Annotated in this window: 14 protein-coding genes; 7 read left to right on the top strand and 7 right to left on the bottom strand. The window is 67.5% G+C overall.

Going from position 1 to position 12,871, the window contains the following annotated elements; translation table 11 throughout:
* Positions 1 to 3: 3 nt before the first annotated feature.
* On the top strand, positions 4 to 993 hold the full coding sequence (locus tag ACK4SC_RS04830; protein WP_409615417.1) for a DUF2332 family protein: 990 nt from the start codon (positions 4 to 6) through the stop codon (positions 991 to 993).
* 4 nt (positions 994 to 997) lie between these two features.
* Here ACK4SC_RS04830 and ACK4SC_RS04825 read toward each other — a convergent pair whose 3' ends face one another.
* Positions 998 to 2,110 carry a hemin ABC transporter substrate-binding protein gene (locus ACK4SC_RS04825; RefSeq protein ID WP_409615414.1) on the bottom strand — a complete coding sequence of 371 codons (1,113 nt, stop codon included), beginning with the start codon at positions 2,108 to 2,110 and terminating at the stop codon, positions 998 to 1,000.
* Positions 2,111 to 2,218: 108 nt separating this feature from the next.
* On the opposite strand from ACK4SC_RS04825, the gene ACK4SC_RS04820 reads away from it, so the two are divergent.
* The 6 genes from ACK4SC_RS04820 to ACK4SC_RS04795 all read left to right on the top strand — a co-directional run bounded on the left by ACK4SC_RS04820 (position 2,219) and on the right by ACK4SC_RS04795 (position 7,125).
* Positions 2,219 to 2,491 (top strand): DUF3263 domain-containing protein, encoded by a 273-nt coding sequence (locus tag ACK4SC_RS04820; RefSeq protein WP_409615412.1) that lies wholly within the window; start codon positions 2,219 to 2,221, stop codon positions 2,489 to 2,491.
* Between the two features lie 15 nt (positions 2,492 to 2,506).
* Positions 2,507 to 3,091, top strand: a complete 585-nt coding sequence (locus ACK4SC_RS04815; protein ID WP_409615410.1) for a LytR C-terminal domain-containing protein — start codon at positions 2,507 to 2,509, stop codon at positions 3,089 to 3,091.
* 136 nt (positions 3,092 to 3,227) lie between these two features.
* Positions 3,228 to 3,434 (top strand): cold-shock protein, encoded by a 207-nt coding sequence (locus ACK4SC_RS04810; RefSeq protein WP_409615408.1) that lies wholly within the window; start codon positions 3,228 to 3,230, stop codon positions 3,432 to 3,434.
* Between the two features lie 54 nt (positions 3,435 to 3,488).
* Positions 3,489 to 4,550 (top strand): DUF3048 domain-containing protein, encoded by a 1,062-nt coding sequence (locus ACK4SC_RS04805; RefSeq protein WP_409615406.1) that lies wholly within the window; start codon positions 3,489 to 3,491, stop codon positions 4,548 to 4,550.
* Between the two features lie 120 nt (positions 4,551 to 4,670).
* Positions 4,671 to 6,299: a chaperonin GroEL gene (gene groL / locus ACK4SC_RS04800; protein WP_409615404.1), complete on the top strand. Its 1,629-nt coding sequence runs from the start codon at positions 4,671 to 4,673 to the stop codon at positions 6,297 to 6,299.
* Positions 6,300 to 6,516: 217 nt separating this feature from the next.
* A complete protein-coding gene (locus ACK4SC_RS04795) occupies positions 6,517 to 7,125 on the top strand; it encodes a DUF6518 family protein (RefSeq protein WP_409615401.1) in 609 nt (202 codons plus the stop codon).
* Between the two features lie 23 nt (positions 7,126 to 7,148).
* On the opposite strand, the gene ACK4SC_RS04790 is transcribed toward ACK4SC_RS04795, so the two are convergent.
* From ACK4SC_RS04790 to ACK4SC_RS04765, 6 genes are all read right to left on the bottom strand, one after another.
* Positions 7,149 to 7,823, bottom strand: a complete 675-nt coding sequence (locus ACK4SC_RS04790; protein WP_409615398.1) for a heme oxygenase (biliverdin-producing) — start codon at positions 7,821 to 7,823, stop codon at positions 7,149 to 7,151.
* Positions 7,824 to 7,898: 75 nt separating this feature from the next.
* A complete protein-coding gene (locus ACK4SC_RS04785) occupies positions 7,899 to 8,201 on the bottom strand; it encodes a DUF2470 domain-containing protein (RefSeq protein WP_409615395.1) in 303 nt (100 codons plus the stop codon).
* Between the two features lie 59 nt (positions 8,202 to 8,260).
* On the bottom strand, positions 8,261 to 8,551 hold the full coding sequence (locus tag ACK4SC_RS04780) for a WXG100 family type VII secretion target (protein WP_409615393.1): 291 nt from the start codon (positions 8,549 to 8,551) through the stop codon (positions 8,261 to 8,263).
* 76 nt (positions 8,552 to 8,627) lie between these two features.
* The gene (locus ACK4SC_RS04775; RefSeq protein WP_409615391.1) at positions 8,628 to 10,334 is read right to left on the bottom strand and encodes a sensor histidine kinase; all 1,707 of its coding nucleotides are present in this window, start codon (positions 10,332 to 10,334) and stop codon (positions 8,628 to 8,630) included.
* A gap of 30 nt (positions 10,335 to 10,364) precedes the next feature.
* Positions 10,365 to 11,054, bottom strand: a complete 690-nt coding sequence (locus ACK4SC_RS04770; RefSeq protein WP_130486193.1) for a response regulator transcription factor — start codon at positions 11,052 to 11,054, stop codon at positions 10,365 to 10,367.
* 82 nt (positions 11,055 to 11,136) lie between these two features.
* The gene (locus ACK4SC_RS04765; protein WP_409615389.1) at positions 11,137 to 12,783 is read right to left on the bottom strand and encodes a DNA repair helicase XPB; all 1,647 of its coding nucleotides are present in this window, start codon (positions 12,781 to 12,783) and stop codon (positions 11,137 to 11,139) included.
* Between the last annotated feature and the right edge of the window lie 88 nt (positions 12,784 to 12,871).

The following is a 12,871-nucleotide window of genomic DNA, read 5'->3' as shown; positions in this document are numbered from 1 at the left end:
AGCGTGACGTCGACCGCCGAACGGTACCGTCGCTTCGCCCGCGAAGCGGCTGGCCGCTCGGCGGTCTACGCGCGGTGGGCCCGGGATCTCGCCGACGACCCCGACGCGATGGCGCTCATCGACACGCTGCCCGTCGCGTGCCGCCAGCCCGTGCTCATCCTCGCCGCAGCCCGCTTCACGGGGCTGTCGCCAGCGGGGGATGCGCGCGCCTGGGTGGAGGGGGAGTGGGACGCGGTCGAGGCGGTCGCGCGCAATCGCGCCACGCAGACGAATGACCCGCGACGTGCCTCCGCTCTGGTCGCGGCGCTCGATGGCATCCGCGAGCCGATTGCTCTGCTGGAGGTCGGTGCATCGATCGGCCTCGGGTTGCTCGTCGACCGCTACCGCCACACCTTCTGGCGCGGCACCGAGCCGGTATCGGTGATCGACGCCGTTGACGATGAGGGTGACGCTCTCGCCCTCGACTGTCAGTTGGGCGAGGGTGTCCCGGCACCGAGAAGTCGACCCGACATCGTCTGGCGCGCGGGCCTGGAGCGGCGACCACTGAGTCTCGGCGTCGCCGACGACGAGCGATGGTTGCGCACCCTCATCTGGCCGGAGGAGCGCGACCGGGCTCGCCAACTCGACGCAGCCCTGCGCATTGCGCACGCGCATCCTCCCCGTGTCGTGGCAGGCGATGCTGTCGACGGTCTGCGTGCGGCCGTGGCCGAGATGCCCGACGACGCGGTTCGGGTGATCTGGAGCCCCGCGGTGCTCGTGTATCTCGCCCCCGAAGCGCGGGTTCGCTTCGGTGAGCTGGCTCGGGAACTCAGCGACGTGTGGGTCTCTCTCGACGGCCGTCGTGTCCTGCCCGATGTCGCCGAGCGCGCCGAGGCTCGGCTACCCGGCTCCGACGATGATTTTCTCCTCAGCCGCGACGGCCAGCCGATCGCCATCGTCAGCCCCCACGGTGAGCGCATTGACCGCTGGGCGTCGCCGATCGCGACCGAGTGAGCCGCTAGTCGTCTGTGCCGTAGATCGCGCGGGCGAGCGCGTCGAGCACGAGCGGCGTGCGGGGCCCGAAGCTCAACACCTCGCCGTCGGCCATGTCGACGAACCGGCCGTTCTGACCGGCAGAGGTCAGCGCGATGGCGGGCTTCTCGCTGAGCAATCCCTCGACGCCGCCGACGCTCGCCAGGCCGCTGGACATCACCATGATGAGGTCAGGATCGGCGGCGATGAGCGCTTCGTCGGTCATGGGGCGCAAACCCACCCAGCCGATCTCGCCGGCCACGTCGACACCGCCGAGGCCTTCGATGAGCTCGTCGGCCCCCGACTCCTCACCGAACAGGTAGTAGATGCCGCTGGCCCCGCGCAGGTACAGGAACAGGATGCGCACGCGGCGTTCGGGCGTGTCCGGCGCGATTGCGGCGATGTCGGCCAGCACAGCCTCCAGCTCCGCGTCGAGTCGCTCGGCGAGCAGCTCGCCTGCCTCCGGAGCGCCAAAGACGGCCGCAACCTCGCGAGCCAGGGTGGCGGGCGCGGCAAGGCCAGGCTCGACGTCGACATAGACGACCGTGATGCCCGCCGACCGCAGCTGTACGAGTACATCGGTGGGACCCACGGTGCCGTCCGTGATGATCAGGTCGGGGCGCAGCGACAAGACGGACTCGGCGCTGACCGCGTGCCCTGAGCTCGTCACGAGCGGCAGGTCCTCCGTGCCGGGGAAAGTCGTTGACACGTCGCGCCCGATCAGTCGATCGCCGAACCCGAGCGCCCACGTTGTGGCCGCGATCGACCCGGCGATGTCGAGGGCGAGAACCCGCTCGGCGCTCGTCACCTCGATGTCGCGGTCGCCGTCGAGATCGCGCGAAGTCACGGTCGTGGGGAGTATCGCCGAAGGGTTCTCGAGGACCGGCTCGATGGCGGCATCGGCGATCAGCGCCGTCGCGGCTCCGCCCTGCGTGCGGGGATCCTCCAGGAGGGCGATGTCGCTCAGCGGAGGGCGGTCGCCGACCACGTCGGGGTCGGATGCTCCCGGCGCTCCGGGGGTCGTGCATCCGGCGACCAGCGCGAGCGCCGATGCGACCGCGAGCGCGCGCGCGACGCGGTATCGAACGGTCATGGGCATGGGGCTCCGGAGCGATGGGCAGAGGGGCTTAGGTAAGCCTAACCTGCGAGTCTGATGGTCCTCCGCGAGCCGCCCAGCGTCCGTCGGACACGCCCGTAGCATGAGGCCATGGCTAACCCGGCTGACGCGTCCGCGCTCTCCGAGCGCGCGCGGCGCGTGCTCGAGTTCGAGCGCGAGTGGTGGGGCCACAGCGCGGCGAAAGAACGCCGGATCCGTGCAGAATTCGGCTGGTCACCGGCCCGGTACTATCAGGTGCTGAACACCGTCATCGACGACGCGGCGTCGCACGCATACGACCCCATTCTCGTGAGCAGGCTGCACGAGGTGCGTGACGCGCGAGCCACCCGCCGGCGCACCCGCCGCGACACCGTCGCCTCCTGAGCCGAGAAAGCCCTCATGCCCGATTTTCCGCCCGATCGTTTCGACGATCTGCCGCTCGAGAGCGGTCGAGTGGGCGCTCATCGGGCTCCGCGCAGCCGAGCGGCGACGTGGCAACTCGTGGGCATCGGCGCCGCTGCCTCCGTCGTGCTGGTTGTGGCCGGGTTGATCGGCCTGGCGGCGATCGATGATCGGCTCGAGCTGGATATCCCCGTCCTGACGGCGCCCCCGAGCGACGATCCGGACGCGCCGGGCGAACCCGGCGAGCCCCAGCCGGAGCCGATCACGGACGCCGCCGACGCGAACCTGCCCGAAGGCTTCACCATCACGATTCTTGACGGCACCGGGTCGGTGGGGCGCGGTCCGCAGGCGCAAAGCGCGCTGGATGCTCGCGGCTGGCCCGTTGGAACCGTTACTCAGGCGGCCACCGCCGACGTCGAAGAGACGGTCGTGTACTACACGAGCGCCGACCTCGAACCCGTGGCGCGGGGCATGGTCGAGCTGCTCGACGGCGTCGCGGACATCGAGTTGACGGATGCGTTCCCCGGCGCACCGATCACGATCGTTCTCGGAACCGACTACGAGCTGCGCGCCGCCAGCTAAGCGGCCACGTTTCCGCGCCGTTACCGGGCGGTAACGAGTGATCGGATTCTCTTTCGCGGTATCTGCCGGATCGCTACTGTGCCGAATGACAGCGCTCGCGTGCCCTGTCGTTCACCGCATCAGAAAGAGTCACAGCATGGCCAACGGAACCGTCAAGTGGTTCAACGCCGAGAAGGGTTTCGGCTTCATCACGCTCGAGGCAGACGGCACGGACGTCTTCGTGCACTACTCGTCGATTGACATGCCCGGATACAAGGTGCTCGAGGAGGGGCAGGCCGTCCGCTTTGAGATCGGGGCAGGCACCAAGGGCCCGCAGGCCGAGAACGTCACCGTCCTGGCGTGAGCTCGCGCGCGTCACGTCCACGGCGACACGCGCGACCGGGTTAGGGTTCTGGCCATGCGCAGCACTGCTCTTCGCCGTTCCGGCGCGCTCGTCGCCACCGTTGCCCTCCTGATCGGCGTCGCAGCCTGCGCCCCCGAGGAGCGACCGCTGGAGACAGCGTCGCCGACCCCGAGCCCCGAACCCGAGCCGACGTACACCTCGACGTACGAGGCGCCTCCGCCGTACGCGCTTGCTCCGTTGACGGGAGAGGTCATCGAGCCGGGTGCTCTTGACCGCCCCGTGCTCTCGGCGAAGATCGACAACGCCCCGCTCGCGCGGCCCCAGGTCGGACTCGATCGGGCCGATATCGTGCACGTCGAGCTCGTCGAAGGGGGCTCGATCCGCTACGCCGCCTCCTGGCATAGCGACCTTCCCGACGAGGTGGGTCCGGTTCGCTCCGTGCGCCCGATGGACCCGGACATCGTCTCCCCACTCGGCGGGATCCTCGCGTACTCGGGCGCTCAGCCCCGCTTCATCGACGCCATGCGCAACACTCCGGTGCGCAACATCATCTTCGACCTCGGGAACGACTCCGACCTGCTCTATCGGGGTCTGCCGCGACCGGCGCCCCACAACGTCATCGCGCGCGCCGCGCAGCTCGTTGACCGCTATGCCAGCGACGCACCGCCCGTCCAGCAGTTCGCGTTCGCTGATCGCCTCGAGAACGCCACCGCCGTGCGCGATGGGAGCCCCGCATCCGCGCTCGCCCTGCGCTACGGCCAGATTGGGCAGTCGGGCTGGCAGTGGAGCGCCGACCAGGGGGCGTGGCTGCGGTCGCAGGGCGGCAACCCCGACAACGCCGCCAGCGGCACGCGGCTCAGTGCCACGAATGTCGTCGTCCTGCGCGTGCGCGTCGAGACGATCCAGAACATCCCGACGACGTTCCTGGCGGGTGAGAGCGGCACGGGCTTCGTCGCTACCGGAGGGCGCACCGTGCCCGTGACCTGGTCGAAGGCCTCGATGACCGATCCGATCCGCATCGTCGACGAGCACGGCGTGGCCGTGCGACTTGCCCCTGGAAACACGTGGGTCGAGCTGGTGCCGCGCAGCGGAGACGCAACGATCACGGCCGGCTGACCTTCCGCCCCTCCCTGGCTTGCACTCGGTGGTGGAGAGTGCCAAAATCAGTTAGCACTCACTCTCTGCGAGTGCCAGAGCTACCGTACGTACTGCGTCCGGGAGGGACGAAAGATACACATGGCTAAAATCATTGCTTTTGACGAAGAGGCCCGTCGCGGCCTGGAGCGTGGCCTCAACATCCTGGCCGACGCCGTGAAGGTGACGCTCGGCCCCCGCGGCCGCAACGTCGTTCTCGAGAAGAAGTGGGGCGCCCCCACGATTACGAACGACGGTGTGTCGATCGCCAAGGAAATCGAGCTGGAGGAGCCGAACGAGAAGATCGGTGCCGAGCTCGTCAAGGAGGTCGCGAAGAAGACCGATGACGTCGCCGGTGACGGCACGACCACCTCGGTCGTTCTCGCCCAGGCGCTCGTGCGTGAGGGCCTGCGCAACGTCGCGGCCGGCGCCGACCCGATCAGCCTCAAGCGCGGTATCGAGAAGGCGACCAAGGCTGTCTCGGACGAGCTGCTGAAGAGCGCCAAGGAGGTCGAGACGAAGGAAGAGATCGCCGCGACCGCGAGCATCTCGGCCGCCGACCCCGAGATCGGCGCGCTGATCGCCGAGGCCATCGACAAGGTGGGCAAGGAGGGTGTCGTCACCGTCGAGGAGTCGAACACCTTCGGCACCGAGCTCGAGCTGACCGAGGGTATGCGCTTTGACAAGGGCTACCTCTCGGCGTACTTCGTGACCGACCCGGAGCGTCAGGAGGCGGTCTTCGAAGACCCGTACATCCTGATCGTGAACGGCAAGATCTCGGCCATCAAGGACCTGCTCCCGATCGTCGACAAGGTGATCCAGAGCGGCAAGCAGCTGCTCATCATCGCCGAGGACGTCGAGGGCGAGGCTCTCGCGACGCTCGTCGTGAACAAGATCCGCGGCATCTTCAAGTCGGTCGCCGTCAAGGCTCCCGGCTTTGGTGACCGCCGCAAGGCCATGCTGCAAGACATTGCCATCCTCACCGGTGGCCAGGTCATCAGCGAGGAGGTCGGTCTCAAGCTCGAGAACGCCACCCTCGACCTGCTCGGTCGCGCCCGCAAGGTCGTCATCACCAAGGACGAGACCACGATCGTTGAGGGTGCCGGTGACGCCGACGCCATCGCCGGCCGCGTCAAGCAGATCCGTGCCGAGATCGAGAACACCGACTCCGACTACGACCGCGAGAAGCTGCAGGAGCGCCTCGCGAAGCTGGCCGGCGGCGTTGCCGTCATCAAGGCCGGCGCGGCGACCGAGGTCGAGCTCAAGGAGCGCAAGCACCGCATCGAGGACGCCGTCCGCAACGCGAAGGCTGCCGTCGAAGAGGGCATCGTCGCCGGTGGTGGTGTGGCCCTCATCCAGGCCGGAAAGATCGCGTTCGAGTCGGACGCCCTCACGGGTCTGACCGGTGACGAGGCGACGGGTGCCAACATCGTGAAGGTTGCGATCGACGCCCCGCTCAAGCAGATCGCCCTGAACGCGGGCCTCGAGCCCGGCGTCGTCGCCGACAAGGTGCGCCACCTCGAGGTCGGCCACGGCCTCAACGCGGCCACCGGCGAGTACGTCGACATGCTCGGCGCCGGCATTGCCGACCCGGTGAAGGTGACCCGCTCGGCGCTGCTGAACGCCGCGTCGATCGCTGGTCTCTTCCTCACCACGGAGGCCGTCGTTGCCGACAAGCCGGAGAAGAACCCGGCACCCATGGGTGACCCGTCGGGCGGCATGGACTTCTAGTCCTCCACCTCACGCAACGCACACGCGGGGCGGCTTCCTTCGGGAGGCCGCCCCGTTTCGCGTGTCACAGCGTCGGGATCGGCCGCCGCGCACCGCTCTGGCCCGCGAGTCTCGCTGACGGGAATCCTGCTTTACTGGGCCCGTGGCTTTTTCGTCGATGCATCGTCGCGATACCGACCGTCACCGGAGCACACCAGCTCGGCCGCGCGCTGCCATCGTGACGGGGGTCTTTGTTCCCGCAGGATTCGCCGCGGGCGTGCTCGCGAAGTACGCGGATCTGTCAGAAACCTGGCTGAGCGACGCTGCCACCTATCTCTCCGTGTGGGTCGTTGCCCTCGTCGTCATCGCTGTGATGTCGAATGACGTGGCGCGTGCTTCCCTGCGCGCAGTGCTCGGTTTCGTCGCGATGTGTAGCGGGTACTACGTCACCTCGTTTGTGGTGCTGGGGATCCCTCTCGGCCGAGAGGTCACCATCTGGCTTGCCCTCGCGCTCGTCGTCGTGCCAATGGGTGCGGCCATCGTGCACTGGAGCAGCGTGGCAGACCGCTGGTACTCTGCGGTGCTCGCAGCGCTGATGGCTGGATTGTGTCTCGTGAGCGGCGCGGTTCCACGCCTTCTGATCGCACTGACCGAGTCAATGCCGGACTATTTCTGGTCAACCGTTCGACCCGTCCAGGCGATGATTGACGTCGCGTCCGCCGTGGCAATCCTCGTTCTCATTCCGCGAACGTGGACGCTCCGTGCTGCAGCGTTCGCCGCGGTAATCCCCAGCTACATGCTGGTGTCCGTACTGGCTCCACACGTCTTTGGTCGACTGGGCGTCTAGCCCCAGCGTCGCGGCGCGGCGAATCAGGCAGCGCGTGTGCTGCGGGCCTCGTCGAGGGCCACGAACACCGCGGTATTGAAGCGGTAGGCGGCAAGCACCTCGCCGACGACGCGCTCACGCTCGGCGTCGTCCCACGTCACCGCATCCAGCTGGGCGCGGTAGGTGTCTTTGAATGCTGCGGGGTCGGCGATCTGGTCGAACAGGTAGAAGCCGATGCCGTTGGTTTCGAATCCAAAGCGACGCGCGAGAACGCGCCCGATGTGCAGGCCGCCCGACAGATCGCCGAGATATCGCGTGTAGTGGTGGGCGACGTAGCCGGCCGGCCATGATGCAGACACCTCGCGGATGCGCGCGGCGTAGCGTTCGGTCACCGGCAGGAGCGGGATGCGCGTCATCCAATCGTCTCCGACGAGAAACGTCAGGTCAGTCGTGAGTGCCGGGAGCCGGGTCAGCGCGGGGGAGAGGAAGGGGGCGACCGTCGGGTCGGCGCGAAGAGCCTCGGCCCCCGCTTCGAGGGCGGCGTAGATCTCGTGGTGCTGCCGAACTAGCGCGATGTAGTCGTCGCGCGATCCGGCGCCCGACAGCAGGTCGGTCATGAACGACGTGCCTTCGCTCGTGCCGTGGCTGGTTCGTGATCGTTCGCGGATCAGTGCCGAGAACGGGACGACGGTGGTGGGGGTGGGCTCGGCGACGGTCATGCTGCTCCGGGTCGGGATTAGGTAAGGCAATCCTAACCTCATCCGTCACCGCGGGGGAAGCCCCCGCCGCGGCGCTTAGTGCGGCCGCGGAGTAACGCCAAGGATGGCGCAGGCCCGGTCGTACAGGGCGACGATTTCGCGACGGATCTCGGCCCGCTCGCTGATGGTGCGCGACCAGCGCACCGAGAGTGCGCGCTCGCCGAGTCCGTCACCGATTTCGTACACCCAGTGGCCGGCGTCCATCGTCACATCGACCATGCGAGAGCGAATCGCGCCACGATCGCCAAAGGCGCGCGCAATGAGCAGGCTGTCGTCAGAGTGGTCGTCATTCATGTGGTGCAGCACGGCACCCACGATGTCGTCAGAGAAGCGGGTCACAGCGACCACTGTATGGCCGCTGCTCCCCGACTTCCCCGAGAGTGTTCGTCTGGTCGGCGTCACCGCATGAACATGGATGCAGCCTGCTGCTCAATCTCGGCGTACTGCCTGCCCGCCTGGCCGAGCGCGTGGTTGAGCGCCGCGAGGTTCTGCTCGAGCCGGCTGTACGTCGCCATCCATTCAGCCACCAGCGTTTGGAACGCGCTGGCCGCATTGCCCGACCAACTGCCCTGCAGGGCGGACAACTGGCTGGTGAGGCCCGCGCACTCTGCCTGCAGGCGACCGATGGTCGCGGTGGTGGTTGAGGTCGCGCTCAACAGGGCATCGGCATCGACGTGATAGCGAGTCATGGTGTCTCCTCCCATTCGGCGCGCACCGTGCGTGCCGATCGCCCAGAAGGTAGAGCGCCGCGGTTCGTTGGCCGGGCTACACCTCGTCGGCCGGTGACTCCGAGGCGGCGGGCTCATTGGGGAGGAGCGGGAGGGCAACACGGAAGGTCGCACCGCCCCCGGGAGTGTCCAGCACGTCAATGCGGCCGCCGTGGTTGGCAACGATCGAAGAGACGATCGCCAGACCCAGCCCCGAGCCTCCTGTGTCGCGCGTGCGCGAGGAGTCGGCGCGGAAGAAGCGGTCGAAGATCTTCTCCTTCAGCTGCGCTGGAATGCCCTCTCCGTGGTCGACGACAGACAGCGTCGCCATGCCAGCGGCGTCATCGACGCTCACGACCAGTTCGATGGGGCTGCCCTCCGGGGTGAAGCGCAGGGCATTGCCGATCAGGTTCGTGACGACCTGGCGCAGCTTGTTCTCGTCGCCGGCCACGACGGCGCTCACCGGGGGTAGCTCGGGAATGCTCAGTCGGCCCGCGAGCTCGGGCGCATCGGCGGTGGCGACGGCGCGCCGCTTCGGGCGCAGGCGGGCGAGCGCGGCGCTGGCGCGGCGCCGGGTGGCGCTCGTGCTTCCCGGCACCTCCTGGTCGCTGTCGATCGCGACAGACATCGCGGTGGATGCGGGGCGGTCGTCGACAACGACGGTCACCGATCGATCGGGCGAACCTGCCATCGCGTCCAACGCCGCGTCGCGAGCGAGCGGTACAAGGTCGACAGGCACCTTCTCGATGGGGCGCTGCTCGTCGAGACGCGCGAGCTCGAGCAGGTCGGAGACGAGCGAGCTCATGCGCATCGCCTCCTTCTCGATGCGCTCCATTGCCTGGGCGACGTCCTCCTCTTTCTGGATCGCGCCCATCCGATACAGCTCGGCATACCCGCGAAGGCTGACGAGGGGGGTGCGCAGTTCGTGACTGGCGTCGCCGACGAAGCGGCGCATCCGACTGATGGTTTCCGCGCGGTCAGCGAACGCGCGATCGATGCGCGACAGCATGGTGTTGAGCGAGCGGTTGAGGCGGCCCACCTCGGTGTTCGGCGTCGCCCCCGACAGGCGCTGGCTGAAGTCACCCCCAGCGAACCGCGCGGCCGTCGCTTCGACTTCTCGCAGCGGCCGGAAGGTGGTCGTCACGAGCAGCCGGGTGATGGCCGCCGACATGATGACAACGACCAGTCCAAAACCGAGGAAGATCGAGGCGAACGAGCCGATCACGTTGTTGGTGTCGGAGAGGTTCGCGCCGACGACGAGCGTCGCCTGCTGCGACTCGCCCGTCTCGAGGTTGGTCACCCGGAGCGGGTACGTGGCGATGCGCCACTGTGTGGTGCGGTTCTCGCTGGTCAGGGTGACGCCGCCGTCGAGGTCCGCGACGAAGTCAGCGGTCAGTCGTGAGAGGTCGGGCGCGCTGTCGCGGGCGTAGTCGGCGACGTTGTCGTCGATGACCTCACCACTCGCATCCACCGCGCCGAAGTAGAACGGGGCGGAGAAGACCGACGGCGTGAGGGTGGTGAATTCGTCGAACTGGTCGGTGGTGAACTGCGCGCGCTCGCCGTTCTCTGATGACAGCAACTCGCGCAACTCTGTCGCCGCCTGACCAATCTGGCGGTCGACCTCGTCAACAAGAGTGCGCTGCAGCGTCGTCAGCGTTCCCGTGCCCACGACCAACAGCCCGAAGGTCACGACAAGCACGGTCACTCCCGTGATTTTCGAGCGGAGGGAGATTCCCTCCCACCACGCGCTCAGTTGCTCATGCATCGAGGTCAGCCATGCCGGCCGCTCTAGCCACTACTTGGAGGCTTTGAGCATGTACCCGAAGCCGCGCTTGGTCTGGATGAGCGGCTCGTCAGTGTGCTGATCGAGCTTGCGGCGCAGGTACGAGATGTAACTTTCGACGATGCCGGCGTCGCCGTTGAAGTCGTACTCCCACACGTGGTCGAGGATCTGCGCCTTCGACAGCACGCGGTTGGGGTTCAGCATGAGGTAGCGCAGCAGCTTGAACTCGGTGGGGCTCAGCTCGATGACGACGTCGCCGACCGTCACCTCGTGCGTGTCCTGGTCCATCGTGAGCTCGCCCGCGCGGATGATCGCGTCGTCCTCCTCCTGCATGGTGCGGCGGAGGATCGCCTTGATGCGCGCGACGATCTCGTCGAGGCTGAACGGCTTCGTGACGTAGTCATCGCCGCCGACGGTCAGGCCCATGATCTTGTCGTCGGTGTCGTCTTTGGCTGTGAGGAAAAGGATGGGGCTCGTGTAGCCGCTCGAGCGCAGACGCTTGGTCACCCCGAACCCGTTGATGTCGGGAAGCATGACATCGAGGATGATCAGGTCGGGCTCTTCTTCGAGCACCGCGGAGATGGCCTGGGCGCCGTTACTCACCGCGCGAACGGCGAATCCGGCAAACCGCAGACTGGTCGTCAGCAGGTCGCGAATGTTGGGCTCGTCGTCAACGATGAGAATCTTGGGTCCGTCAGCCATGCCGCAAGTATCTGCGCGTGCACTGAAGGTTTCCTGAACGCCGCGCCGATAATGGCGGGATGCGCGGGGCGGGCTTGCTGAATCAGGCCGCCTCGTCGAGCGCGTGCGCGTCGAGAATCTCGTAGCTGTAGCCCTGTTCGGCGAGGAAGCGCTGGCGGTTCTGCGCGAAATCCTGATCGACCGTGTCGCGGGCAACGAGCGTGTAGAAGCTCGCCGGAATTCCGCTCTGCTTGGGGCGCAACAGGCGACCCAGACGCTGCGCCTCTTCTTGGCGCGAGCCGAATGAGCCGGACACCTGAATTGCCACCGTCGCCTCGGGAAGGTCGACCGAGAAGTTCGCGACCTTCGACACGACGAGCACGGGGGTCGTACCGTCGCGGAACTCCTGGAACAGACGCTCGCGTTCGTCGACCGGTGTCGACCCCGTCAGCTGGGGCACCCCGAGCTCGTCGGCCAATTCGTCGATCTGGTCGAGGTACTGGCCAATGATCAGAATGCGCTCGCCCGCGTGACGGTCGACGAGACGCTTCACCACCTCCCGTTTCGCGGGCGCCGTGGCCGCGAGCCGGTAGCGCTGGTCGTCGGCGCTCGCCGCGTACTCGAGCCGCTCATCCGGCGGAAGGTCGACGCGCACCTCGAAGCAGGCGGCCGGTGAGATGTAGCCCTGTTGCTCGATCTGCTTCCAGGGGGCGTCAAACCGTTTCGGGCCGATGAGGCTGAAGACGTCGCCTTCGCGGCCGTCCTCGCGGACGAGGGTCGCCGTCAGGCCGAGGCGGCGCCGAGCTTGCAGCTCGGCGGTGAGCTTGAAGACGGGCGCGGGAAGCAGGTGGACCTCGTCGTAGACGATGAGGCCCCAGTCGAGTGCGTCGAGCAGGGCGAGGTGCGCGTACTCGCCCTTTCGCTTCGCGGTGAGGATCTGGTACGTGGCGATCGTGACCGGCTTGATTTCCTTCACTTGCCCCGAGTACTCGCCGATCTCATCGGGGGTGAGTGTCGTGCGGCGCAGCAACTCGTCGCGCCACTGCCGGGCCGACACCGTGTTGGTGACCAGGATGAGTGTGGTGGTCGCCGCCGACGCCATGGCTCCCGCGCCGACGAGCGTCTTGCCGGCGCCGCAGGGGAGCACCACAACGCCGGAGCCGCCGACAAAGAATTGGTCGATGGCCTGTTGCTGGTAGGGCCGCAGGTTCCAGTCGGCGGTGTCGAGGTCGATCGGGTGCGGCGTGCCCGGCGTGTAGCCGGCCAGATCGTCGGCGGGCCAGCCGATCTTGACGAGCTCCTGCTTCACCTGCCCCCGCGCCCAGGCCTGCAGGCGATACGCGTGCTCGTCGATGCGGCCCTCCAGCAGAGGAGCGATGCGCTTGTTCGATGCGATCTCGGTCAAGACCGCGCGATCGGTCGACCGCAGTACCAGGCCCTCATCGTCGCGCTCCACCACGAGTCGGCCGTATCGGCCGACGGTCTCGGCGATGTCGATCGCGACCGACGCGGGCACCGGGAACTTCGAATACTTCTCCAGCACCGCGAGCATCTCGTCGGCGTCGTGACCCGCAGCGCGGGCGTTCCACAGACCGAGCCGGGTGATGCGGTAGGTGTGGATGTGCTCGGGGGCGCGCTCGAGTTCGGCGAACACCGCGAGCGCGTGGCGGGCGTCATCGGCGTGCGGGTTCGCAACCTCGAGCAGCACGGTTCGGTCGCTCTGCACGATGAGCGGGCCGTCAGGATTCATAACGGGCCAGTCTAGATGATTGATTCCAAGGGGTGACCGGCGGCGCGCCTGTCTCAAGCAGTGGTTGAGGGTGTCCAGGATCGAGGTT

The organism is Microcella sp., assembly GCF_046293215.1.
GTDB lineage: Bacteria > Actinomycetota > Actinomycetes > Actinomycetales > Microbacteriaceae > Microcella.
Note: the sequence above shows the minus strand (reverse complement) of the source record. Positions and strands in the feature narration are given on the sequence as shown.

Bases quoted from the DNA above. Each gene is read 5' to 3' on its own strand.
- ACK4SC_RS04770 (WP_130486193.1), bottom strand. From the start codon at position 11,054: ATGGCTGACGGACCCAAGATTCTCATCGTTGACGACGAGCCCAACATT.
- ACK4SC_RS04775 (WP_409615391.1), bottom strand. From the start codon at position 10,334: ATGCATGAGCAACTGAGCGCGTGGTGGGAGGGAATCTCCCTCCGCTCG.
- ACK4SC_RS04820 (WP_409615412.1), top strand. From the start codon at position 2,219: ATGGCTAACCCGGCTGACGCGTCCGCGCTCTCCGAGCGCGCGCGGCGC.
- ACK4SC_RS04765 (WP_409615389.1), bottom strand. From the start codon at position 12,783: ATGAATCCTGACGGCCCGCTCATCGTGCAGAGCGACCGAACCGTGCTG.
- ACK4SC_RS04805 (WP_409615406.1), top strand. From the start codon at position 3,489: ATGCGCAGCACTGCTCTTCGCCGTTCCGGCGCGCTCGTCGCCACCGTT.
- ACK4SC_RS04810 (WP_409615408.1), top strand. From the start codon at position 3,228: ATGGCCAACGGAACCGTCAAGTGGTTCAACGCCGAGAAGGGTTTCGGC.
- ACK4SC_RS04825 (WP_409615414.1), bottom strand. From the start codon at position 2,110: ATGCCCATGACCGTTCGATACCGCGTCGCGCGCGCGCTCGCGGTCGCA.
- ACK4SC_RS04815 (WP_409615410.1), top strand. From the start codon at position 2,507: ATGCCCGATTTTCCGCCCGATCGTTTCGACGATCTGCCGCTCGAGAGC.
- ACK4SC_RS04790 (WP_409615398.1), bottom strand. From the start codon at position 7,823: ATGACCGTCGCCGAGCCCACCCCCACCACCGTCGTCCCGTTCTCGGCA.
- groL (WP_409615404.1), top strand. From the start codon at position 4,671: ATGGCTAAAATCATTGCTTTTGACGAAGAGGCCCGTCGCGGCCTGGAG.
- ACK4SC_RS04780 (WP_409615393.1), bottom strand. From the start codon at position 8,551: ATGACTCGCTATCACGTCGATGCCGATGCCCTGTTGAGCGCGACCTCA.